The sequence below is a fragment of the Moraxella sp. CTOTU49803 genome (genome assembly GCF_032097965.1).
Classification (GTDB): Bacteria; Pseudomonadota; Gammaproteobacteria; order Pseudomonadales; family Moraxellaceae; genus Faucicola; species Faucicola tetraodonis.
Window position 1 is genome coordinate 596,144 of the sequence record NZ_DAMCJP010000001.1, and the last position, 21,931, is coordinate 618,074.

General features: G+C 43.1%; 22 protein-coding genes. 13 read left to right on the top strand and 9 right to left on the bottom strand.

The features are described 5' to 3' along the window. Window positions 1–11: 11 nt before the first annotated feature. Window positions 12–965, bottom strand: coding sequence for a LysR family transcriptional regulator (locus tag RT422_RS02670; protein WP_065252623.1), 954 nt, complete (start codon window positions 963–965; stop codon window positions 12–14). A gap of 255 nt (window positions 966–1,220) precedes the next feature. Between RT422_RS02670 and RT422_RS02675 the strand changes: the two genes are divergently transcribed. From RT422_RS02675 to RT422_RS02685, 3 genes are all read left to right on the top strand, one after another. Further along, window positions 1,221–2,342 carry a DUF805 domain-containing protein gene (locus tag RT422_RS02675; RefSeq protein ID WP_313421181.1) on the top strand — a complete coding sequence of 374 codons (1,122 nt, stop codon included), beginning with the start codon at window positions 1,221–1,223 and terminating at the stop codon, window positions 2,340–2,342. Window positions 2,343–2,610: 268 nt separating this feature from the next. Beyond that, entirely contained in the window at window positions 2,611–2,982 is a 372-nt protein-coding gene (locus tag RT422_RS02680; protein WP_313421182.1) for a hypothetical protein, read from the top strand. A 172-nt stretch (window positions 2,983–3,154) separates the two neighbouring features. Next, a complete protein-coding gene (locus tag RT422_RS02685) occupies window positions 3,155–3,883 on the top strand; it encodes a hypothetical protein (protein ID WP_313421184.1) in 729 nt (242 codons plus the stop codon). Window positions 3,884–4,036: 153 nt separating this feature from the next. Here RT422_RS02685 and RT422_RS02690 read toward each other — a convergent pair whose 3' ends face one another. The 3 genes from RT422_RS02690 to RT422_RS02700 form a co-directional block, all read right to left on the bottom strand. Then, complete coding sequence (locus RT422_RS02690) at window positions 4,037–5,227, bottom strand: serine protease (RefSeq protein WP_313421185.1); 1,191 nt, start codon at window positions 5,225–5,227, stop codon at window positions 4,037–4,039. A gap of 96 nt (window positions 5,228–5,323) precedes the next feature. Further along, entirely contained in the window at window positions 5,324–5,926 is a 603-nt protein-coding gene (locus tag RT422_RS02695) for a TerD family protein (protein ID WP_050324412.1), read from the bottom strand. Between the two features lie 67 nt (window positions 5,927–5,993). Then, on the bottom strand, window positions 5,994–6,572 hold the full coding sequence (locus RT422_RS02700; RefSeq protein ID WP_007116710.1) for a TerD family protein: 579 nt from the start codon (window positions 6,570–6,572) through the stop codon (window positions 5,994–5,996). A gap of 557 nt (window positions 6,573–7,129) precedes the next feature. Between RT422_RS02700 and tolQ the strand changes: the two genes are divergently transcribed. From tolQ to purF, 9 genes are all read left to right on the top strand, one after another. Continuing rightward, complete coding sequence (tolQ, locus tag RT422_RS02705; RefSeq protein ID WP_313421186.1) at window positions 7,130–7,858, top strand: protein TolQ; 729 nt, start codon at window positions 7,130–7,132, stop codon at window positions 7,856–7,858. 52 nt (window positions 7,859–7,910) lie between these two features. Continuing rightward, window positions 7,911–8,378: a protein TolR gene (gene tolR / locus RT422_RS02710; protein WP_159676249.1), complete on the top strand. Its 468-nt coding sequence runs from the start codon at window positions 7,911–7,913 to the stop codon at window positions 8,376–8,378. Window positions 8,379–8,494: 116 nt separating this feature from the next. Then, window positions 8,495–9,460, top strand: coding sequence for a cell envelope integrity protein TolA (locus RT422_RS02715; RefSeq protein WP_313421187.1), 966 nt, complete (start codon window positions 8,495–8,497; stop codon window positions 9,458–9,460). 126 nt (window positions 9,461–9,586) lie between these two features. Then, window positions 9,587–10,897, top strand: coding sequence for a TolB periplasmic receptor (locus RT422_RS02720; RefSeq protein WP_313421188.1), 1,311 nt, complete (start codon window positions 9,587–9,589; stop codon window positions 10,895–10,897). A gap of 61 nt (window positions 10,898–10,958) precedes the next feature. Continuing rightward, window positions 10,959–11,966, top strand: a complete 1,008-nt coding sequence (locus tag RT422_RS02725; protein ID WP_313421189.1) for a hypothetical protein — start codon at window positions 10,959–10,961, stop codon at window positions 11,964–11,966. A gap of 74 nt (window positions 11,967–12,040) precedes the next feature. Then, on the top strand, window positions 12,041–12,553 hold the full coding sequence (locus tag RT422_RS02730; protein ID WP_007116703.1) for a DUF4870 family protein: 513 nt from the start codon (window positions 12,041–12,043) through the stop codon (window positions 12,551–12,553). Window positions 12,554–12,830: 277 nt separating this feature from the next. Beyond that, the gene (locus RT422_RS02735) at window positions 12,831–13,874 is read left to right on the top strand and encodes a quinone-dependent dihydroorotate dehydrogenase (RefSeq protein WP_062330420.1); all 1,044 of its coding nucleotides are present in this window, start codon (window positions 12,831–12,833) and stop codon (window positions 13,872–13,874) included. A gap of 24 nt (window positions 13,875–13,898) precedes the next feature. After that, a complete protein-coding gene (locus RT422_RS02740) occupies window positions 13,899–14,414 on the top strand; it encodes a CvpA family protein (protein WP_095355465.1) in 516 nt (171 codons plus the stop codon). Window positions 14,415–14,525: 111 nt separating this feature from the next. Next, on the top strand, window positions 14,526–16,061 hold the full coding sequence (gene purF, locus RT422_RS02745; protein ID WP_313421190.1) for an amidophosphoribosyltransferase: 1,536 nt from the start codon (window positions 14,526–14,528) through the stop codon (window positions 16,059–16,061). A gap of 38 nt (window positions 16,062–16,099) precedes the next feature. On the opposite strand, the gene RT422_RS02750 is transcribed toward purF, so the two are convergent. The 5 genes from RT422_RS02750 to yajC form a co-directional block, all read right to left on the bottom strand. Then, complete coding sequence (locus RT422_RS02750) at window positions 16,100–16,477, bottom strand: AzlD domain-containing protein (protein WP_313421191.1); 378 nt, start codon at window positions 16,475–16,477, stop codon at window positions 16,100–16,102. A 61-nt stretch (window positions 16,478–16,538) separates the two neighbouring features. Continuing rightward, window positions 16,539–17,246: an AzlC family ABC transporter permease gene (locus tag RT422_RS02755; protein ID WP_313421192.1), complete on the bottom strand. Its 708-nt coding sequence runs from the start codon at window positions 17,244–17,246 to the stop codon at window positions 16,539–16,541. A 70-nt stretch (window positions 17,247–17,316) separates the two neighbouring features. Beyond that, window positions 17,317–18,579 (bottom strand): protein translocase subunit SecF, encoded by a 1,263-nt coding sequence (gene secF / locus RT422_RS02760; RefSeq protein WP_313421193.1) that lies wholly within the window; start codon window positions 18,577–18,579, stop codon window positions 17,317–17,319. A gap of 14 nt (window positions 18,580–18,593) precedes the next feature. Beyond that, a complete protein-coding gene (gene secD / locus RT422_RS02765) occupies window positions 18,594–20,489 on the bottom strand; it encodes a protein translocase subunit SecD (RefSeq protein ID WP_313421194.1) in 1,896 nt (631 codons plus the stop codon). Window positions 20,490–20,657: 168 nt separating this feature from the next. Next, window positions 20,658–21,002 (bottom strand): preprotein translocase subunit YajC, encoded by a 345-nt coding sequence (gene yajC / locus RT422_RS02770; RefSeq protein WP_159375694.1) that lies wholly within the window; start codon window positions 21,000–21,002, stop codon window positions 20,658–20,660. A gap of 345 nt (window positions 21,003–21,347) precedes the next feature. Here yajC and RT422_RS02775 point away from each other — a divergent pair, with 345 nt between their 5' ends. Then, on the top strand, window positions 21,348–21,857 hold the full coding sequence (locus tag RT422_RS02775; RefSeq protein ID WP_313421195.1) for a hypothetical protein: 510 nt from the start codon (window positions 21,348–21,350) through the stop codon (window positions 21,855–21,857). Window positions 21,858–21,931: the final 74 nt, after the last annotated feature.

A 21,931-nucleotide genomic window follows, 5' to 3' on the forward strand; every position in this document is an offset into this window, starting at 1 on the left:
TATAAATGTCTTTAATTTAACGATTGATTAGAGTAGGTAATGCCTTTAGCTTCATACACTTGGTAAGTCGCCTGCAGTAAATCATCAATATACGGATTGGATTGGTGTGCCAGTACATTCATAAAAATCGGGGTTGTCGCATCTTCGTGACGTAGACGATGATAATGAATTTGCTCGGTACGGACGGTTTTTAAACTATCAGGCACTAAGGTGATACCTTCACCTGCCGCCACCAAGCCCAAAGCAATTTGGATATCGCGCACTTTGGTGGTCAAATGAGGTGACAACTGATAGCGGGCAAACAAATACATGAGTTGGTCAGTTTCGCCATTAAATAGCGGATTTTGCAGCATTGGCAAGGGCGTGCGATGATACAAAATGAGGGTATCTTCTAGCAACTCTTTGAATGCGATGCCGATATCATCGGGGCGTGTTGCCAAGGGGTGCGCCATCGGCAGCGCCACCACAAAGCGCTCATGGCGTAAAAATATCTGTTGCACAAAGTTGTCACTGTGCCGAAATCTTCCAAACCCTACATCGATGTCTCCCGACTTTAGCGCTGACATTTGCTGCTCTGAATTGATTTCGACCAGCTTGATATCCAAATTTGGGTGTCGCTGTTTGACTGTAGAAATAATCTCAGGCAACAAACCATATAGCACTGAGGCGACAAATCCTATCGTCAAATGATTGTTTCGATGCGGTTGGGCAAAGCGCTGAGTCAACTCACTGGCTTGCTCAAGTTGCAACAATATTGGCTCAATCTGTGCCAAAAAAAAATGCCCTGCTGCAGTTAAGGTCATTGGGCGGTGATAGCGATCCAGCAGCTCGACACCCAGCTCGCTTTCAAGTTGCTGCACATGGCGGCTTAGCGATGGCTGTGATATAGCCAAGGTTTTGGCAGCTTGGCTAAAACTACCTGCTTTTGCCACTACCACAAAATAAGTGAGTTGTGAAATATCCATATCAATACTCAATGATAATTACAGCGTTGTGTTATCGGGGTTAAAAGCTGTTTACTCATTCAATAAATTTGCTATCAAGCCAAACCATTAAATCAATGTCACTAAATCAATGTTACAAAAAATGTCAAATTTATGTCGCCATTTCAAGATATTCTAACCAATATATTATAAAATTTGGGCAATACTACGTTAAAAATATTATGCTAAAAACCTTACGCTAAAAAAAGTTTAAACCTCTAAATTAAGTTGCTCATTATGGCCATCCGTCTACCCAAGCCAAAAAAAGCCCAGTCTTTACCCCCGATTGAACCCAGTTTCGATAATGTGCATCAAGTTGATGAAATAATTGAAACTGAAGCTGGTACGTCTTTTGTCACGTTAACCGAGCTGCATGAAGGCTTTAATAATCGTCGGTTTTTTGATTGGCACGGTCGGGTTAGCCGTGTTCAGTTTTTAGCGTATTCCACCTTCAATGCGTTGATAGCATTAATGCTGGTCGCTTTGCTATTTGTGATGATTGGTGGCTTTCAAGGCATGGTAAATGCCAGTAGTGAGCAGTTGCCGATGAGTTTGCTTGGTGCAAGTAGTGTTGGTGTGGCGGTTTTGTTTTATCTACAGCTTGCCGTTAGCAAACGCCGCTTCAATGACCTTAACAAAACAGGGTGGCTTGCGCTATTGATGCTAGTGCCTGGGGTAAATATCTTAGTTTACCTTTACTTGCTAGCAATCGAAGGGACGGCAGGCGCCAATTATTATGGCTTACCTGCTAGACCTGCTAGCCAATTGAAAACGGTACTGATGGTATTGATTCCGCTTTTAGTCATGTCACTCATCGGTTTGTTAACCCAAGTTGTCGTGCCCAGTTATCAGAGTTATCACAGTTATCAAGTGATAAGAAACAGTAGAGACACTCAAAACAATGTCATTGTGACGGCAGCAAAACCTAGTCAATCGTCACAGGCATTGCCTGCAACTGCTTCCGCTGTTGCCGCTTCGACCACTCAACCAGAGAATTTAAGAACAGAAGCGGTAATAATTACCGGTGAGCAATTAGGAAACGGCGTCTCTTCCACCCCACAACCCACCGCGCCAGCGAATGTCAATCCCGCTATGACCACCAATCAAGTGTCAACAGATACACTTGCCAATACGCCAAGTAGGACTAATCAGATGCCTGAGGCGCCAACTGACACCGCTAATCCCAATACCCTAAATCCTAATAGCTCAAATCCCAATAACCTAAATCAAGGTTCAGATGAGCGCGCGCAGACGGGCAGCAGTAATTCCACAACAAATGCCCCTAATAGTCAAGGGGTGGTTTCTTATGAAGATTTTGTCAAAGCCTCTGAACAACAAATATTCATCGATAGAAGATAAGTTGTTTAAAGTAAAGGTTAAATAAATGGTTTAATCATGACCAAAATATAAATTAACTGTCAATGAGTTTAATTATTAGTGGTTTACAAACGGTTTCAAATCTGCACATTTGCTAATACAAGTTAGCTAAGCATAACAAAACCACAATTAAACCTATGCTTAAATTAAAGCACGATATCCCTATAATGTTAGCTATCAAAAAGGGGTATTTTACATGAAGATGAACAAAACACATGACAATATAAAGAGGGGCCTAACATCTCAAAGTATGGCTTCTCAATTAGTTTTTGGTGACGTGGATGAGAGTGATTATAGTCAGGCACCTATTAAATCCCTATTACCGCGCTATGATAGTCAGCAAACGTATTTGGCAGATTACCCGTCTAATTTCTTTACTATGCAAGATGAGGACAATCAATTAACCCAAGACTTGCGGTGTAAAGATAACGTTAAAGAGTCTGCAAAACTACCAAAAAAGCCACCAAAAAAATCAGCCAAAGATGATTTGGTGGATGATTGGGCAACCGATAATAAAATCGATGATGAGTCTTGGCGCTATCATCGTAAATGGCTTAGTACCGTCTTTATGATTTGGTTCTTTTTAGCGGTCGCCTTATTGCTAAACGCTGCTTATTATTAACTGTAACTTTTAACTACCACAGTTTTTTTGAGTAATCATTACATTTCACCATGTAATGATTTTTTTTGGCTCAAATAAATGAAAAAAGTTTTATAATGAAGTCATTATGATGAAAAAAATCATTTAGATAAACAAACCATTTAGATAGACAAATCATTTAAAAGGAAATCGCTTGCTAGTCACTCAAACGGATGTTAATACACAAACTATAGCCAAGAGTACAAACAATAATACAATCATAGATTTGCTTGCGCTTATCACTGATACCATGCCGCAGTGGAAAGTGCATCGGTGTCAAGTGACGGATGGGGTTATTTCACAGCACTTGCCTATGAAATTTATTTACCATTATGAGTATTTATCTGACCTACTCAAACTGCAACATCCGTTAAATGGTCAATTGCTAGCAAGCTTTGATCGATTGCTGACGCGAGAACAATTTGCGCAAATGCTTGGCATTCATCTCCACCAAGTAGTCAATCCTTGGCAAATAAAGTTTGCTGGCAAATTAGTGGTGTTTTACCAACAACCTGATATTGCCTTGCGTCTGCATTGGGTGAATACTAGCAAAACATTTGAGCCCATCCACCTCTCATCAAAATTATCTCAAACAGAAGCTTTGCCTTATGCGATTGATAATGCTTTTACCAATTGGCAGATTACCGGGTTGGAAATCATTCTAAAAAATCCGCAGGTTGAGCTTGTGTATGACAGTGATGAAACCAATGGCACCCAATCCATTTTGCCTTCCACCCAATTTGTGCCCGTGCCTACGCCGTTAGCCCATTGGATGATGGCATATTTTCAGTCGCATCCCGTCATTGCCAATGAATGGTTGGCACTAATCAAATCAGAGGCACAATCTTATGCCCAAACACAGCATTTTATTGCCGACCCGTGAATAGCCACCAAAAATCTAGACGCATTTAGCCATCTGCTGCAGTATTAGCGCTTGATTGAGTGATTTTTTAATCGTTGTGAGTCTAAAGTGTTAACTTTTTTGATTGTATATCTTCTCTGCTGACTTCGATAAGTTCAGTCTGATAAAAAGCTGTCACGCACCACAGCCAACTAACCACAAAGCAGATTTACTCTGTTTGGTAATCTGAGGCGTGGATAGGGGTGTTTGGCTAATATTGTGGGTAAGCTCGCCTACATTAAGACCGCAGCTGGTCAAAAGCGCGGATAATAATTGATATTTGACGGCATAATTCATGTTTTGGGTATTGGCAATGGTGTGGGTAACCATACCGACCACTTCGCCTGTGGGAAGCAGGAGCGGACTGCCACTTGAGCCAGGCTGAATTGGCGCAGTAAACTGCATAAAACGAATATCATTGCCAATGCCTTGTAGCCCTGCGATATTGCCTTGGGTGACTTGTAATTGGCTACCAAGACCTGTTAGCGGAAAACCAAGCGTGGTAATCTGCTCACCCAGCAAGTCATAGCCACGTTCTCGCACGGGCAGATAACTTGGTAAAGGCTGATTGACTTTAAGTAACGCTGTATCACTACCTTCATCTGTCAGAACCACTTGGCATTCCATATCGGGATATCCTTGTTGACGCAGTGCGATTTGCGTTGTCCCGTCCACCACATGTTCACAAGTGAGTAAATGATAGGGATCAATTGCAAAAGCCGTCCCAGTCCAAGTGTCACCTGGCTGAGGGCGAGGACGTCTGTTGTCTGGTATGGCGTGCAAAACGTTGCCTGTCGTCATGTTGTTAGGGTAACGGGCGTCAAGGCTGATTTGTAAACGTTCGGCAAAATTGGCTAGACTTTGACTAGATGTTTCCGCGAGTGCTCGGCATTTATATTGCCCATTACGCTGGTAGATCTCCAGTACAATACTGGCTTTGATATGGCGCTCTGGGGTATGAAACGCATAGTCAATATCGCTAGCGACTTTGATACCCAGATCATTGACTTCCACAGCTGGGGCAATCACACTCGCGTCTTGGTAAGCATACACGATCAGTTGCAGATGCTGGGTTTGATTTTGGGAAAAGACATTGGCTAAGTCTAATGTCCAAACATGGATGTTATCACTCTCGACTGTCACCGCTGCCCAATCTTTGCTTTCATGCAGATAAGCAGGGCTGGTAGTTGCTCGGCGACTCGCATCCATCGCTATCCAAACGCACCCCATCTCAACCCCAAAACGATTGGCATTTTGGCTGGTTACTACCACTTGGCAAGGCGTGTGGGGGATAGGCGTGTTTGCCCCAGGTACCAAAGTTGGCATCGTGTTTCCTTATTATTTTTTTGATTATCCGAATAAAAAAATACCCCATTGACTGCAAATAGAGTCAAATAGGGCATTTTTATCTACAATTTAAATTTAGGCATGTGGTGTAATAGCGGGCATCAAATCATGAAAGGTACGACCACTGGCAATTTCGCCAATCGCATGCATTTTCCATTCACCATTGTGGCGATAAATCTTTGCTAAAATCAGCGCGGTATGACTGCCTTGGGCTGATAAGTTATAGCGAGCTACTTCGCTATTATTGCCGGCATTAACGATACGACAAAACGCATTGGCAACTTTCTCAAACGTTTGACCCGTAAAGCTATTGACGGTAAATACCAGTGACTGTACATGAGCAGGGACACGAGATAAATCGACATTGATGACTTCATCATCGCCATCCCCTGCGCCTGTGCGGTTATCGCCTGTATGAACGATACTACCGTCCTTTGACTGCAATTGACCAAACCAGATTGCATCGATGGGCTGTTTGCTCGCGTCAAACATAATGCAAGATGCATCCAAATCGATACTATCATTATTACCGCCACCACCAAATAGACTGCCCAAAAAGCCACCGGATTTTGGAGTGGATGCAACATCCCACCCTAGACCCATTTTGATCCGAGTCAGTGCCGTGCCTGCTTCTTTATCAAGTGAGATCTTTTGCCCTTTTTGTAGACTAACCGCCATCTTCATATCCTTTATTTAATGAGTTTTTATCATTATTTTAATGGTAAATTGCTGCTTGAAATCTGATTTAGCCGATATTTACGCCATATTGTTGGCACATAGCTGCTAAGCCACCTGCATAGCCTTGACCCACCGCACGAAATTTCCATTCGCCATTGTGTTTATAGACTTCGCCAAATACCATGGCAGTTTCGATGGAATAGTCTTCTGCTAAGTCAAACCGTACTACCTCTGCCCCTGTTTCTTCATTGACCACACGGATAAAGGCATTGGATACTTGACCAAAGTTTTGATTACGAGCTTGGGCATCGTGGATGGTCACAGTGACTGCAATTTTTTCAATATCGGCTGGTACTTGTGACAGGTTAACTTTGATCACTTCGTCATCACCGTCACCTGCCCCTGAGCGGTTGTCCCCGGTGTGTTCAACTGCACCGTTGTCAGATTTTAGTTGGTTATAAAAAATAAAGTCATGGTCACCGCGTACTTTGCCTGTATTATTAAGCAAAAATACGCTGGCATCTAAGTCAAACTCTGCCCCTGATGTGGCACGCTCATCCCAACCTAGACCAATTAATAACCGTGTTAGGGTAGGATCTGTTTTTGACAGGGATAAGTTACCGCCTTTATTAAGTGAAATAGCCATTTGTATCTCCTATATTATAATATTGAATTAGCTAAAATTTTTCTGAGGGTGTTTTCCTCCCTTAAATTAAACAATTATCTGTATAAAGTCAAAGCTCTATTCTTTAGCTTAACGCTTTATACAAAAAATATTTTAAAATTTTTGAGGTATGCTTAAAAAAAACGGAAGAAAAATATTTACTAAACTTGCATCCTAAACCAGAGTTTACCATGAGTAAGAAAAGAGTAGAACACAGCGACACCTATAAGGCTGAAGCCCGCGCCAAAATCAACTGATGGCAGCCTTGTCACCTGCGGGAATTTCTAATACTTTGACCGTCAAGCTGCTTGATAAAATCTACCAAAAGTTTTTATACGATTAGCAGATGTTATTGGTTACAATATGCTTATGTAAATTCTAGTGCTCGACCTTATAATTGCACTAGTTTTTGTTTTTTGGTTTTTGGTTTTAATCGGGTATGGCTGGCGGGCTGTTAATAAGCTGGCATCAAAATATTTAGTAATTTATATTTAGTGACTTATATTTAGTAATTTGGATGGTTGGGGAAGCATAACTTTATGGAAGGCTCGATTGATCTCGTTAGTTTGGTAACGCACGCCAGTATTTTCGTCAAAATTATCATGGGCATTTTATTATTTGCTTCTTTGTTGTGTTGGGTCACTATTTTTCGTTTAAGTAGTCGCTTGGCAATTGCCACGCGCGCCGATAATTATTTTGAGCAAACCTTTTGGTCCGGGGTTGAATTGCCAACCCTATACAAAGGCGTTCAAGGTAACCCAGATAGAAGTGGACTTGAGCAAATCTTTTTTATTGGCTTTAGTGAGTTTTTAAAACTGCTCAAAAACACCCAAGCGCGTAGTGAAATCATTGAAGGCGTCGAGCGCAAACTTCGCGTTGGCTTAGGGCGTCAACAAATTGAGCTAGAGCAAGGATTGCCGTTACTAGCCAGTATTGCCTCGGTCTCGCCATATATCGGTCTGCTTGGTACGGTCTGGGGGATTATGACGGCTTTTATGGGCTTATCGACTTCTGCGCAAGCCACACTGGCTGCGGTTGCCCCTGGTATTGCCGAAGCCTTGATTGCCACGGCGCTCGGGTTGTTTGCTGCGATTCCAGCGGCACTGGCTTTCAACCATTTTACCGCAAAAAACGATAAAGTTTATCAAAGTCGTAGCCTGTTCTGTGATGAGATGACAGGCATGTTGTTGCGACAAACTGTGGATACGGCTACCAATTTACCGACAGGGATGAATTCACCTGCCATGATGCCACCGCTCGCTAGATAAATGCTAAACGCTAAATGAATGTTAGATAAATTTTATTGAACAACTTGACACTATGAAAGCAAATCCTTACAGCCGTAGCCGTCCTCAAAAACTCAATGCGGGTATGAATGTGGTGCCTTATATTGATGTTATGTTGGTGTTGCTTGTTATATTTATGGTGACTGCGCCCATGCTAACGACGGGGGTGGATATTGATTTGCCAAAAGCGCAAACCAAATCACTACAGCAAGGCACGCAGTTACCGGTGATTGTGTCACTAAAATCTGATGGGCAGCTATATTTAAGTACCCAAGACAAAACCGATGAGCCAATGAGCGAAGAGGCACTAATCGCGACTTTGAATAATTTACAATCTCAGCCTCAATATCAGTTCGATGGTAAGCCCAATGTCAATGTGATGATTAATGCCGATCAAAATAACCAATATGGGGATATTATCCAATTAATGGCAAACTTGCAGCAAGCGGGCATTCAAAAGGTTGGCTTGTTAACGGCACCGCCAAAAGCAGCCAGCAATTAGCCTTTTAATCAAATGGCTTTTTAATGAAGTAGCTTTTTAATCAAGCACCCTTCTAATACGATGACCTTTTAATTTTTGATTGAACATTTTTGCTAGAATAAGGAAATACTGAGACGATGTATGCTGAAGTGACCTCAGTCTATGTACCCGTCAAAACACCCGATTACCCGGTATGGGCGATTGTGCTCAGCGCCATTGCCCATGCGTTGGTGGTTGGGTTATTGTTTTTCTTTTATCATAACACCCAGCCAGCGCCCATGGAAACGTCGTTGGTTACCCCTGAGCAGTTGTCGGCAATGGAAGGGCAAATCAAAGCCAACCAACAAAATGAGCTTGCGCAAAACCAAGCCACGGCTGGCGAGATGGCTGGTGCGCCCACACCGTCTTTAAATTCCCAAACCCTATCAACTGTGCCAATGAACACGCCCCATTCGACCTCAATAAATCAAATTGAAACGGTCAAAGATAATTTGGCTGCCAAGCAAGCGCAATGGGAAAAAGAGCAGGCGCTATTTGCTGAAAAGTTAGACCGGGAAGTAGCAGCTGAAAGACAAAGCGTGATTGATGAATTAAACCAGCGCAATGAAACCCAGCAGCGAAATCTGCAAGATTATAAAATTGCCGAAAGTAATATTGACGAGGTAAAAAACGAAATACGCGCGAACAATGCCGCCTATAATAAAAATCTCAATGCCAATAGCGAGCGGCAAAGTGACAATAGTATCAAGTCACTGGATTTGGGTAAAGATGGTCAATCTACAGGTGCAGCGCAATCGCAATTATCTGGCGGTCAAGGTTCTAGCAGACGTGGTGGTGCATCGGGTGGGAGTTCGGCAGGCTATGTCAGCCAAGTCATGGCGATGATTGATGCAAACTGGAATGTACCAACCAATAGTAATGGCAATTCATTAACGGCGTCATTTAGCATTGCTGCGGACGGTACAATTAGTAATATCACTATTCGCGGTAGCAGTGATGCCGCTTTTAAAGCAAGCTTACAACAAGCAATCAACCAATCAAGTCCACTGCCGCCCCCGCCAAATGGCGCAAGAACCATGACGGGCAATTTTAAAGCTAAATAGTAAATCTAAGTAGTAAAGCTAAATAGTGTAGTAGCGCTTAGTCTTGCCCAGTCTTTTTTGGCGATCAAAACAATGCTATTATTTTAAAATCACTTTTTTAATAATTATAAATGTTGCAGGCTAATTATGAACAAGACTTTTTTGAAAGCGGCAGTCATTGCCTTGGCTACCACTGCGATGCCACCTCTAGCGAACGCTGCCGATAATGTTGACTTTACTCTAGTCAAGCAGGCACCACGCTCTAACTTGCAAGTCGCCATCGTACCATTTGCTGGCGCAGAGAGTATCTCAGGGATTGTCACCAATGATTTGACCAATTTGGGACAATTTACTTTGGATAGTAATTTGCCAGAGCGACCTCATAGTAGTAGTGAAGTCACTTTGCCTGTCTGGCAGCATAACGCCGTGCCTTATTTGGTGGTCGGCAATACGCGCAGCAACCGTGGCAATGTTGAAATTAATTTTGAAGTGATTAATGTGGCGACAGGCGAGGTGATGCAGGGTCTGCAAACCGTCACCAGCAAAAATAACTCACAAAGTTTGCGTATGGCAGGGCATAAGGTTGCTGACCGTATCTATGAGATATTGACAGGCATCAAAGGCGATTTTTCTGGGCGCATTGCGTATGTGGTTGAAACAGGCAAGCCCAAAAACCGTGTCTCACGTTTGGTCATTTCTGACGTGGATGGGTTTAACCCAAAAGTGATTTATGAGTTTAACGGTACCATTAAAACCCTAAATACCTCTGCTGACAATCAAACCTTTACTTTTCAAGTTCAGCCCGACACGCTAGGCTATCCGCAGGTCATGTCTGCCAATATTGTCAGCGGGGCAGTCAGCAATTTGACGAATTTTAAAGCCATGAATTATGGCGCGTCCGTGAGTAAAGATGGCCGTGTGATATTTAGTAGCAGTTTTGAAAACGGCATACCGCAGATTTATTTGGCGCAAGGTGGCAATTCTCGTCGCTTGACCAATGACCCTGTGGGGGCTATTTATCCTAGTTGGGCGCCTGATGGCCAATCATTTGTCTATACTTCAGATAGAGCCGGTGGTAAAAAAGGCGGTAATAAAGGTCAAATTTATCTATACAATCTGGCAACCGGTAGTGAACAACGCTTGACGGGCGGCGGACTGAGCAGTATGGGGCGCATCAGCAATGATGGTAAAAAAATGTCCTATTTGTCGGGCGCCAATCAAGGCGCGGTGATGGATCTGGGTTCGCGCTCGGTAACCGCTGTAAATAACGTTGGGTTAAGTGAAGCCCCAGGTGTCTCACCCAATGGACAACACTATATTTATTCCAATAAAAATGTCATTACCATTGTATCGAATGGCAAATCCATCAGTATTAGCCCATCCCAAAATGGCGTACCCAATGGCTTGATTTATGGACCACTTTGGCTCAATCCAGACGCCAATAATGTTTTACCTTAACCAAGCTACAAATAACATGAAGCATGTTTATCTCTTACCCCGTTTATGGTGCGCCGCTGTTATGGCAATTGTCATGGCAATTAGCTTGGCGATGACAGGCTGTCAGACCATGCGCTCGCCATCAACAACCTTATCTAGCAACAACACCCTGCAAGGTTCGACCTCACTGCCCAAAGTCATAGAGGCTGTACCCACCAATTTGCCGCACATGGATGCTCGCCAGCTGTCAGGTAAGTTGATTTTTATTTATTTAACCGGATTTGGGGAAAATCGCCAAGCGCAGCTGATTGAAACCCAAATCGATGGCAGCGACCCAAAGACTTTGTATAAGGTCAATGGGACGATAATGAGCTTATCCGCCAGTCGCTTAGGCGACCGCCTGATTTTTACGGTTCAAGCAGGCAAAAGTTATCCTAAAGTTGTTATCCTTGATAGAGCGACTTTGCAAGTTACTGAGATTTCTGCGGTTTCTGCCAAACGCACCCATAATTTTAGCGGCGCAATCTCCCCCGATGGGCGCCAATTGTTACTAGCAAATAGCCAAATGGGTAATCCAGAGATTTTTTTGACCGATAGCAGCGGCAATATAAAACAACAACTGACCCATCAACCAGCGATTGATTTAGCCCCTGTGTGGCTGCCAGATGGTCAATCCTTTATATTTACGTCGGATAAAGCCAAATTTTTACAACCGCAACTTTATCAGTACTATTTTGCAAAACAACAATTTTTGCCTTTAAACTTGCCTGGTAAAACCAATGCCATCGCTCGGGTTAGTCCCTCGGGGCGTTTGATCACTTATGTCAGCGATAATAGCCAAGGCAGGCTCGCAGATATGGCAACTAAAAAAAATATCGCTATCAATGATGAAGGATTGGCTGAACCTGCCAACTTTTCGCCCGATGGCAACTATTTACTTTATTCGGCAAAAAACCGCATAAAAATCATCCCAGTACCAACCTTTAAACCATTGGCATCACAGCAGTCCCCTGTTAGCTGGACGGTCGAGTTTGCCGATAGCAACCACCAACCATTTACCATTCGAGAGCCGATTTGGGTAACACCCTAAAGTCCATAACAATCAATTGAAATTCTAGTGTATGACCCGATAAAAAAAGTAATAATCATTAATGGAAAATTATAATGAACCTAGAAAAACCAACAGATGCTCACACACCTGACCCAGCCAATCCACAATTTGGTAGTGGGGCGAATGGTTATCCATCAGCGTTACCGCAATACACGCAGCTTAGTCAAAACTTACCGGTGACCCAAAGCCAAATCAGTTATAACCACATTACTTATGCGTTGGCGCTGTTTAGTTATTTTACTGCGGGACTGACTTGGATTATTCCGATTGTGATGAATTACTTAAAGCGCGATGAGGCTAGAAACACGTGGCTTTATAGTCACTTTGATTGGCAAATCAAAACGTTTTGGTACAGTATATTTTTTTGGGTGATTGGTTTTGTCATGGTGATTTTTGCGACTGGCGGGCTATTTTTTGGCGCCGCCGTTGATAGTAATCATACGATGGGTGGTAGTTTTATTGTCGGTGCTTTAGGCGGCCTGATAATCGTCGCCACAGTCTTATGGCATCTGTATCGCATTATTCGTGGTTGGATTGCCTTGTCAAATGGTCGAGCTGTGCCTTAGTCTTTGATTATAGGACGTTAAAAGCTAAATCCTGCAATCTATATTCTAAATACTCTGGGTTGATAGCTGATATGGTAGTTAATATAGCGGTGAAGCAAAGAAAATTGCAGGTGTTTATTTAGCGTCAACACTGATATAATAGCTTTTCTGATTTTGACGAGATAGTCTAGACAGCACGTCAACGGGTGCTATCTCTCAAGCTAAATAGGTTAGTTCTGCTTGTATAAAGGGCAGAGTCAATTAGATTCACCCATGCAATGTGAGTGCTTATTCAACTATGTATGCCTTTCTTCGTCCGTTCTTATTTAACACCGATCCTGAAAAAGCCCACGAAATCACGTTATCATTACTCGAAAAATCGCAAAAATTTGGGATGCTCGGGTTTTTGTACGGTAAGCAAGAATTGACGACAGAATGTATGGGGTTAACCTTTACCAATCCGGTTGGTTTGGCAGCCGGGCTTGATAAAAACGGCGAATATATCGATGCGTTAGCGGCATTGGGTTTTGGCTACATCGAAATTGGTACGATTACCCCAAAACCACAGCCTGGCAACGAAAAACCCCGTCTATTTCGTATCAAAGAAGCCCATGCCATTATCAATCGCATGGGATTTAATAATAAAGGCGTCGATTATCTCATCGAGCAAGTTAAGCGTGCAAAATATCAAGGCATTTTGGGTATTAACATTGGCAAAAATGCCAGCACGCCTGTTGAAAATGCCCTAGATGACTATATTTATTGTCTAGAGCGAGTGTATCCTTACGCGTCTTATATTACAGTGAATATCTCCTCTCCCAATACCAAAAACCTGCGTGACTTGCAAAGTGGTGATGCGCTCACGGCGCTGCTTGATGGCATCAAATCACGCCACAGCCAACTCGCTAGCCAACATCAGTATTATGTGCCATTGGTACTGAAAGTTGCCCCAGATTTGGAAGAAGACCAAATTGATTATATTGCCAAAGAATTGGTGCGTTTTGATATTGATGGGCTGATTACCACCAATACCACCTTAAGCCGTAATGGGGTAGAAGACTACAAAATCAGTCAAGAAGCAGGCGGGCTATCAGGTCGACCACTGAGCCACCGTAGTACCCAAGTTCTTGAGCAGTTTGCCGAACGCTTACCGAGCTCAGTTGCGCTTATCGGCGTAGGCGGCATTGACAATGGTCAACGCGCGGTTAAAAAGATTGAAGCAGGTGCGGATTTGATTCAGCTCTATAGTGGTTTGATTTATGAAGGACCAGAGCTCATTCAAACCTGTGTTGAAGCCCTTGACGGTTATCGTCTAAGCCAACATTCGCCGTCTACTTTGTAAATCCCATGATACGAGCTTGACCCGATGACTTTGTTAGATATGCTAGTGTTGTTTGTATTGTTTATGGGGTTGTGGCAGGGATTTAATAATGGCTTAATGCGCTCACTGGTGGGCATGTTTGGTTGGCTATTGGCACTGCTGCTAGCCAGTTATTTGGCAAAACCTTTAGCACCGTTTTTTGTGTCATTCACTGGCTCAACCGGCCTTAGTATCATTGCGGCATTCTTGGCAATTGGCTTATTTGTCATCGTGGGACTGCAAATCGTATTATGGGTGATGAGTAAAACCTTGCAGGGGCTTAGACTGAGCATTCTAGATAAATTGGCGGGCGCAGGGTTTGGCTTGGTCAAAAATTTGGTCATTGTGTTGATGGTGCTGAGTTTATTGGCGCCTTTTGTCGGTCAACGTGACTTTTGGCAGCAGTCTAAGTTTGCCAATGCGCTACTGCCAATGGCACCTTTTGCCACACAAATCACCCAACAGCTTGCTGCCAATCTGGGGAAAACCGCTTTCGAAGGAATAGGGCAAATGGGCCAATAGCATTGGTAAGTTTAACTGACGGCTAACATCTTCTAAGCCGCCAAATAAGGTAGTTTCATTCAATTTTCATCAGGTCTCATAGCCATCCGTGAAAAATCAAAGGGGTAAAATATGTGTGGAGTTGTCGGTATAGCCGCTCACAGTCCGGTTAATCAAATGCTATACGATGCGCTGACTATGCTGCAGCATCGCGGGCAAGATGCCGCGGGTATTGTGACATGTCAAGATGGACGTCTGTTTTTGCGTAAAGAAAATGGCATGGTGCGCGATGTGTTCATGACACGTCATATGATGCGTCTTGTCGGTAATCAAGGCATCGGGCATGTACGTTACCCAACAGCTGGTACGTCTAGCAGTGCGGAAGCTCAGCCTTTTTATGTCAATTCGCCGTATGGTATTACCTTGGCGCATAATGGTAATTTGACCAACGCAGAAGAGATTGCCAAAGAACTGTTTATGGAAGATATGCGCCATATTAATACCGATTCTGATTCAGAAGTCTTGCTCAATGTGCTAGCGCATGAGATGCAAAAACTCGGTATCCAGCATCCAAGTCCCGATGATATTTTTGAAGCGATGACATCCGTCTACAAACGTATCGAAGGTGCGTATGCGGTGGTCGCCATGATTACGGGCTATGGTATTTTGGCATTTCGTGACCCCAATGGCATTCGTCCGCTGATTTTTGGTCAACGATTAGCGGAAAATGGCGGCTTTGAATATCTGGTGGCATCTGAGTCAGTTGCGTTAACTGCATTGGGTTTTGATATTGTTCGAGATGTGAAGCCCGGTGAAGCGATTTTTATCGATGAAAACAATAACTTTTTTAGTCGTCAGTGTGTCGAAGCTAAAGAGTTTAGACCTTGCATTTTTGAATACGTCTATTTTGCCCGCCCAGATTCGATTATTGATAATATTTCTGTTTATAAAGCCCGTATGCGTATGGGCGAGTCGTTAGCGCAGAAAATCATCAAAGAATGGGGTGAAGATCACGGTATTGATGTGGTTATTCCTATTCCCGATACCTCACGTACTTCTGCGATGGAACTGGCTCAGCATCTAGGCGTAAAATACCGTGAAGGCTTTATGAAAAACCGTTATATCGGTCGCACCTTTATTATGCCAGGTCAACAGCAGCGCAAAAAATCGGTACGTCAAAAATTAAGCGCGGTGCCTTTTGAATTTAGAAATAAAAACGTATTGTTGGTCGATGATTCAATTGTACGTGGCACGACTTGTCACGAGATTATCCAAATGGCACGTGATGCAGGCGCCAATAATGTGTATTTTGCCAGTGCCGCGCCACCGGTCAAATATCCCAATGTGTATGGTATTGACATGCCAGCGCGCAATGAGCTGATTGCCTCAGGTCATAGTGTGGAAGAAGTGTGTAAAATCATCGGCGCGGATCGTTTGATATTCCAAGATTTGGATGACTTGATTGAAGCGGTACAAGACAAACACAGCGATGCCAAAAAATTTGATTGTTCGGTATTTGATGGCAAATACATCGCCGGTGGTATTGATGAAGATTATTTGGATGAATTGCAGCGTAAACGCAGTGATAAAGCCAAACAGAAAAAATCTGGTATACAAGACGTGGCTGATACGCCTGTGGATATCGTCGGGGTGCAAACCGAGGTATAAGTTATCCTTCATAAAAAAAGCCCAAGTAGGGCTTTTTTTTATGGGGATTGAAAACCTATCAGATTTAGTAGCCATAAAAACCCATTAAGGCTAGCAATCCCCACCAGCATACTTAGCAGTAATTGCTTTTTCCAATGATAGCTGAGCAACACCACTAAAAGCGCCAATATCTCTGCCACAAGTAATGGCGATAAGCCCAGACTCATACTCATAGGCTTAGGCTGCTGCCAATGCAATGAAGTTAAAATCAACAGCGTCATCACGGATAATGGCAATGCTTTATTCACCGCGAGCAACAAGGGCGCATCCAATAATCGCTTTGGCAAAATTATTGGGGTGATGCGGGTGAGAAAAGTCACCAACGCCATGGCAAAAGTAGCGGCGACTAAATAAAAGTTATCAGGTGGTGTGTTCATAATATTCTAACGATTAATGGATAAATTTTTTGGCGGTTGAGCTGTCAGATAGTTTGAACTGTCAGAGAGCTTGCTCATGAGCAGATTTATTGCTCATAAAAAAGTGGATGATAATGAGTCCCAAACTCACGCAAATCGCTGATAGTAAAAGCCAATCGGATATAAAATAAAACGCCGCTGTGAACGCAATGATGGCGATGAAGATGGGATAGTAAGCCTTGACTGCTTTAAACTGCTCGTAGGCTAAAATAGCAAACAAGCACACTAACGCAAAATCCAAATGGGGCACCCAATCATTGAGCCCTGCACCCAGCATAATGCCTAATATGGTACCGATAACCCAATAACACTGATTGAGCAAACTCACCGGTAGTATGAGTCTTTGGCGTTCATTTTCATCAAGGGTGGTTAATACGGAAAAAGTTTCATCGGTTAACGCAAACAAGCAATAAAATCGACTGATAGGATTGGTTGGTAATTGTTTTAACAAAGGAATGGCATAAAAAGCATGGCGCAAATTTATCGCTAAGGTATTGCTGGCGAAGGTTGAGATTCCAACCCCGCCCGCTAACAGCGTAATAGAAGCATATTGCGCCGCACCCGCGTATAACACCACACTAGATAAAATCGCCGCCCATATAGGAAGTTTTGCTGCCACAAACAACACGCCAAAGGCAATCCCTGCAGGGATATAGCCCATTGCCACAGGAAAACTTACTTTAAACGCCTGTTGCCATAACCCATTTTTCATCAATTCATTTTTCATCATTGCTATTCTTGTTTAGATTCTAGCCATAAAAATACCCTAGCAAGTAGGGTATTTTTGCCGCTCAAACCATTTATTGATTATCTAACGCTTTGTTGTCGTACATAGGCGCATTGATAGGCGCATTGCGGTCTTCAAAAACCACTTCGTCCTCAACAAATTCTGGTTTGACTTCGACAATAAAGTCTTTACGCGACATACCGAGCCACAGTGGAATCGCACTGGCGATATACACCGATGAGAAAGTACCTAAAATCAAGCCAATGAGCAATGCTACAGAGAACCAATGTAAGCTTTCGCCGCCAAGCAGCAGCATCGCGACCACCACTAGCAACACCGTTGAAATGGTCATAATAGTACGACGTAGCGTTTCAGTGAGCGATAAATTGACAATTTGCGTTGGGCTAGCACCACGGACACGGCGGAAATTCTCACGGATACGGTCAAATACGACGATAGTATCGTTAATCGAGTAACCAATCAGTGATAACACCGCGGCAAGCACGGTCAAATCAAACGGCCATCCGAAAAATGCGAAAATACCCACGGTGATAATACTATCATGAAATAACGCCAACACCGCGCCTAAGGCTAATTTGGCTTGGAAACGCACCATCACATAAATAAACATACACAGTAATGCCAGTGCCGTTGCCCCCAAGGAGCTGATATAAATCTCATTACCTACTTGACTGCCAACCACGTCAATGTTCTTGATGGTAGCATTGTTATTGGGTAAATCTAACGCAGTATCGAGAGAGTTTGATAACCCTTCGATTTGTTTTTGCGGGGGCAGGCGTACCAGAATTTCTTTGTTACTGCCCAAATATTGCACCACACTGTCATTGATTTTATGGCTCGTTAAGGCTGACTGAACTTGGGCTTGTTGCACGGGTTGCTCATAAACAACCGTGGCTGACACACCGCCAGTAAAGTCCAAGCCTAGATTTAAACCTTTGGTTAAAATAGCGACCAAAGCCAGAATCGTTAAGATGGCAGATAATATGGCAAAAGGTTTAGATACTTTCAAAAAATTAATGATACGCCGACCGGCAAAAAGTTTTTCACCGCCAAAATCCTCTGCCGAAAATTCAGCACTGGCAGTGTTCGCCACAGCCACCTCAGCGTTTTGGGTTGTTGTATCGGAGGAGTTGGCAGGTTGCTTGACCAAATTTTTATTCACCCCTTTACCATTACGGCGCGGCGTTTTGCGGTGCTGTTTATTTGATGCTATTTCATCACTACGACGTACGCCGAGCTCTGAGAGTTTTTGCTCGGGGTTGATGGGTTCTGAGCCGTCTAAACCGTCTAGATCCTCTAACTTGTCATCATTCATTATTTATTCGCTCCTTAACCAATACTTAGGCGTTTGACAGTTTTGCGGTAGCCATAAGCTAACTGTACCAGTGCACGCGTGACGGTCACTGAGGTGAAGATAGAGCTGGCAATACCAATGGCTAAGGTGACAGCAAAACCTTTAATCGGACCTGTACCAATCGCAAATAAAATAAATGCGACAATCAAGGTAGTCAGCTGTGCATCAAAAATACTGGTAAATGCGCGGTTAAAACCTGCCACAATCGCAGATTTTGGTCTGGCGCCGTTGGCAAGCTCTTCGCGGATGCGTTCAAATATCAGCACGTTGGCATCCACCGCCATCCCGATGGTTAACACGATACCTGCGATACCCGGCAATGTCAGGGCAGAACCAATCAATGACATGATGGCTAAAATCATCATTAAGTTAAAAATCAGCGCGATATTGGCAATTAAGCCGAATAAACGATAAAAGATAATCATAAATAAGAACACGAGTAAGTAGCCGACTTGGGTAGAGAACATACCTTTTTGGATGTTATCTTGCCCCAATGATGGACCAATAGTACGTTCTTCAACAAAATACATGGGCGCCGCTAGCGCACCTGCACGAAGTAACAAAGCCAGCTCTGAGGCTTCTGCATTACTATCTAAGCCCGTGATTTGGAAAGTTGAGCCAAAGACGCCTTGAATGGTCGCTTGATTGATAATATGGCTTTCTGCGTAAGGTGTTCTTACTTCTTTATTTTGACCCGTCACTGGGTCTGGCTGGAAGGTGACACGCTGCTTATTTTCAATAAACAGCACCGCCATTTGTTTGCCCACTGATTTTGCTGTGGTGTTTTGCATCAAACGACCACCCGCGTTATCCAGCGTGATATTCACTTGGGGGCGACCATTTTGATCCATCCCTGCTTGGGCATCCTGTACGTTTCGACCGGTGACCACAGCTTGACGTTCCAATAAGGTTTTTTGTGGGCTATCGACTTCACCAAATGAATAGGCTTCAGTGCCTGCAGGCAATACCCCAGATGGATTGGCTTGGAAAGTATTGTTTTGGTCAGACACCATACGAAATTCTAGATTGGCAGTACGACCAATGACCCGTTTGGCTTCTGCGGTATCTTGTACCCCGGGTAATTCCACCACAATACGGTTGGCACCTTGGGATTGCACCACGGCTTCAGCCACGCCTAGCTCATTAATACGGTTTCGTAAAGTCGTCAAGTTTTGGGTGACCGCATCTTGAGAGATTTGTGAAATCGTTGACTGGGTCAAGGTCATGTTAATCGCTGGACCCCCCGCATTGATTAGCGGTTGTAATTCGTAATTTGTCCCAAAGCGACTACGTAACACATTCATGGCTTGATCACGCGCGGCATTATCGACAAAGTTTAACGTCAGATTATTTTGCCCTGCTTGTAAATTGGTCACGGCAATTTTTTGGTTGCGTAGCTCTGTACGAATATCTCGGGTTAGGTTTTCCAAACGCTGAGAGACGGTTTTGCTCATATCGACTTCTAGTACAAACCGTACACCACCCCGCAAGTCCAACCCTAATTTAATAGGATTGCCACCAATATTACGTAGCCATGCTGGCGTGGTTTGCGCCAAGTTCAACGCCACAACGTAATTGTTGCCAAGCTTTTCTTTTAGCACTTGTTGCGCTTTAAGCTGCGTTTCAGTCGACTCATCACCAATTTTTAACAAAGCTGATTTACCATCAAAACTGTTGTTTTTGGTTGGAATATTGGCGGCATTTAGGATAGTTTCCGCTTGTTTTAGCACATCATTGGTCAATGTGGTACTCGCGGAAGCCCCCGTGATTTGAACGGCGGGCTTGTCTGGATAAAGGTTTGGTAGGGCATACAGGGTGCTCAGTAGCAGCACAATGCCGATTAAAAAGTATTTCCAAGCAGGGTAGTGCATAATCTTGACTTCTTAAACTTGATTTTTTAGGTAACTAGTTGTTCTACTAGGTCTATTAACCCTAGGGCTATTAACCGCGATCAACAAGGCAATACAATATCATAATAGCCAGTTGGCAACTTTACAGACCGCTAGGTCACCAACCTGACAGGTGAGCTGCATCAGCAATTATTTAAGACTATCAATGGTACCCACAGGCAATACCGAAATGATTGAGGCACGTTGCACCATCACTTCTTGGGTAGGGTTTAATGCAACAACCGCATATTCACCTTGAAGCTTTTTGATTTTTCCCATCAAGCCACCGGCAAATACCACTTCATTGCCTTCTTTAATGGCATCAATCATTTGACGATGCTCTTTGTTACGACGGCTTTGGGGTCGGATAATGATGAGGTAAAAAATAGCAAAAAAAGCCAATGGCAATAGCATTTGCATGATGGTGGAAGCACCCGTTCCAGTAGGCGCTGCCGCCGCACCTTCCGCATGGGCAGATTGGATAAATGCTAAAATAGCGGTAAGTAGCATAGTTGAAATACCCTTAAATTGAGATTTAGTAATAAAATGGTGATAAAAACAACCTGTAATGATAACCGATTTAGCCAAATTAATAAATGATTAACCCTTGTTTGCTGAAATAATTCACCGCTGTAAACACGATAATTGATTTGGCGATCCAGCGATTTTGGATAGTTTTGGATAATAAGTTCAAAAATTTTTATCGGAATTATTCACTATTTTATGCTTGATTATTAACAATGACGTAACAATAAAGTTAATGGTTATGCTATGCTTAGTTGTAACAAATTATTTCTTTTAGGGTCAAACAATTGGTGTTACCAATTGAAGGAAAATCTCATGGCTATTAAGTTAAATTTTCAACCGATTGATAAAATCCGAAAGCAGGTAAGGTCAAAACTATGGCTAGGTGTAGTCATCGCGACTTCGTTAACCGTTTCAAATTTGGCAAATGCTGAAATTACCCAGCGTGATATCGAGAATTACGGTACTGCGATGGCGGCTGCAGCAAATGCCAAAAGTATTTCGCGCGTTGCAAGCCTAGTAGCAGATGATGCGTTGATATCTGTGTCGCGTAAAGGAAAAACCACGACCTTAAATAAAAGCAATTATCTAAACCTCTTGCAAAACAACTGGTCAAAAGCAACGCGATATGGCTATGATATACAATTAAATAATGTGGTATCTAGCGGTAACCATGCCAAAGCAGATGCGATAACAACAGAAGTTATCGTCGAAAATAACGTAACGACACGTTTAGTAACAACTTCACGTATTACCTTCGCTGAAAGCGGTAACTCGGTGTTATTGTCTAGGGCGATTAGCCAACTTGTGATTGAAAAGCACTAATTTAGTGGTATTAAAAGTGGTGTTAAACAGGGTGGTACAAAAGTTTTGTGCCACTTTTTTTATGGATTCTAGTA

Excerpts from the sequence above, each read along its gene's own strand:
- RT422_RS02725 (WP_313421189.1), top strand. The coding sequence starts at position 10,959 with ATGGCAATTGTCATGGCAATTAGCTTGGCGATGACAGGCTGTCAGACC.
- RT422_RS02720 (WP_313421188.1), top strand. The coding sequence starts at position 9,587 with ATGAACAAGACTTTTTTGAAAGCGGCAGTCATTGCCTTGGCTACCACT.
- RT422_RS02680 (WP_313421182.1), top strand. The coding sequence starts at position 2,611 with ATGGCTTCTCAATTAGTTTTTGGTGACGTGGATGAGAGTGATTATAGT.
- secF (WP_313421193.1), bottom strand. The coding sequence starts at position 18,579 with ATGAATGATGACAAGTTAGAGGATCTAGACGGTTTAGACGGCTCAGAA.
- RT422_RS02695 (WP_050324412.1), bottom strand. The coding sequence starts at position 5,926 with ATGGCGGTTAGTCTACAAAAAGGGCAAAAGATCTCACTTGATAAAGAA.
- RT422_RS02750 (WP_313421191.1), bottom strand. The coding sequence starts at position 16,477 with ATGAACACACCACCTGATAACTTTTATTTAGTCGCCGCTACTTTTGCC.
- RT422_RS02755 (WP_313421192.1), bottom strand. The coding sequence starts at position 17,246 with ATGATGAAAAATGAATTGATGAAAAATGGGTTATGGCAACAGGCGTTT.
- RT422_RS02675 (WP_313421181.1), top strand. The coding sequence starts at position 1,221 with ATGGCCATCCGTCTACCCAAGCCAAAAAAAGCCCAGTCTTTACCCCCG.
- RT422_RS02775 (WP_313421195.1), top strand. The coding sequence starts at position 21,348 with ATGGCTATTAAGTTAAATTTTCAACCGATTGATAAAATCCGAAAGCAG.
- RT422_RS02735 (WP_062330420.1), top strand. The coding sequence starts at position 12,831 with ATGTATGCCTTTCTTCGTCCGTTCTTATTTAACACCGATCCTGAAAAA.
- tolQ (WP_313421186.1), top strand. The coding sequence starts at position 7,130 with ATGGAAGGCTCGATTGATCTCGTTAGTTTGGTAACGCACGCCAGTATT.
- RT422_RS02690 (WP_313421185.1), bottom strand. The coding sequence starts at position 5,227 with ATGCCAACTTTGGTACCTGGGGCAAACACGCCTATCCCCCACACGCCT.
- secD (WP_313421194.1), bottom strand. The coding sequence starts at position 20,489 with ATGCACTACCCTGCTTGGAAATACTTTTTAATCGGCATTGTGCTGCTA.
- RT422_RS02670 (WP_065252623.1), bottom strand. The coding sequence starts at position 965 with ATGGATATTTCACAACTCACTTATTTTGTGGTAGTGGCAAAAGCAGGT.
- tolR (WP_159676249.1), top strand. The coding sequence starts at position 7,911 with ATGAAAGCAAATCCTTACAGCCGTAGCCGTCCTCAAAAACTCAATGCG.
- RT422_RS02740 (WP_095355465.1), top strand. The coding sequence starts at position 13,899 with ATGACTTTGTTAGATATGCTAGTGTTGTTTGTATTGTTTATGGGGTTG.
- RT422_RS02715 (WP_313421187.1), top strand. The coding sequence starts at position 8,495 with ATGTATGCTGAAGTGACCTCAGTCTATGTACCCGTCAAAACACCCGAT.
- purF (WP_313421190.1), top strand. The coding sequence starts at position 14,526 with ATGTGTGGAGTTGTCGGTATAGCCGCTCACAGTCCGGTTAATCAAATG.
- RT422_RS02700 (WP_007116710.1), bottom strand. The coding sequence starts at position 6,572 with ATGGCTATTTCACTTAATAAAGGCGGTAACTTATCCCTGTCAAAAACA.
- RT422_RS02730 (WP_007116703.1), top strand. The coding sequence starts at position 12,041 with ATGAACCTAGAAAAACCAACAGATGCTCACACACCTGACCCAGCCAAT.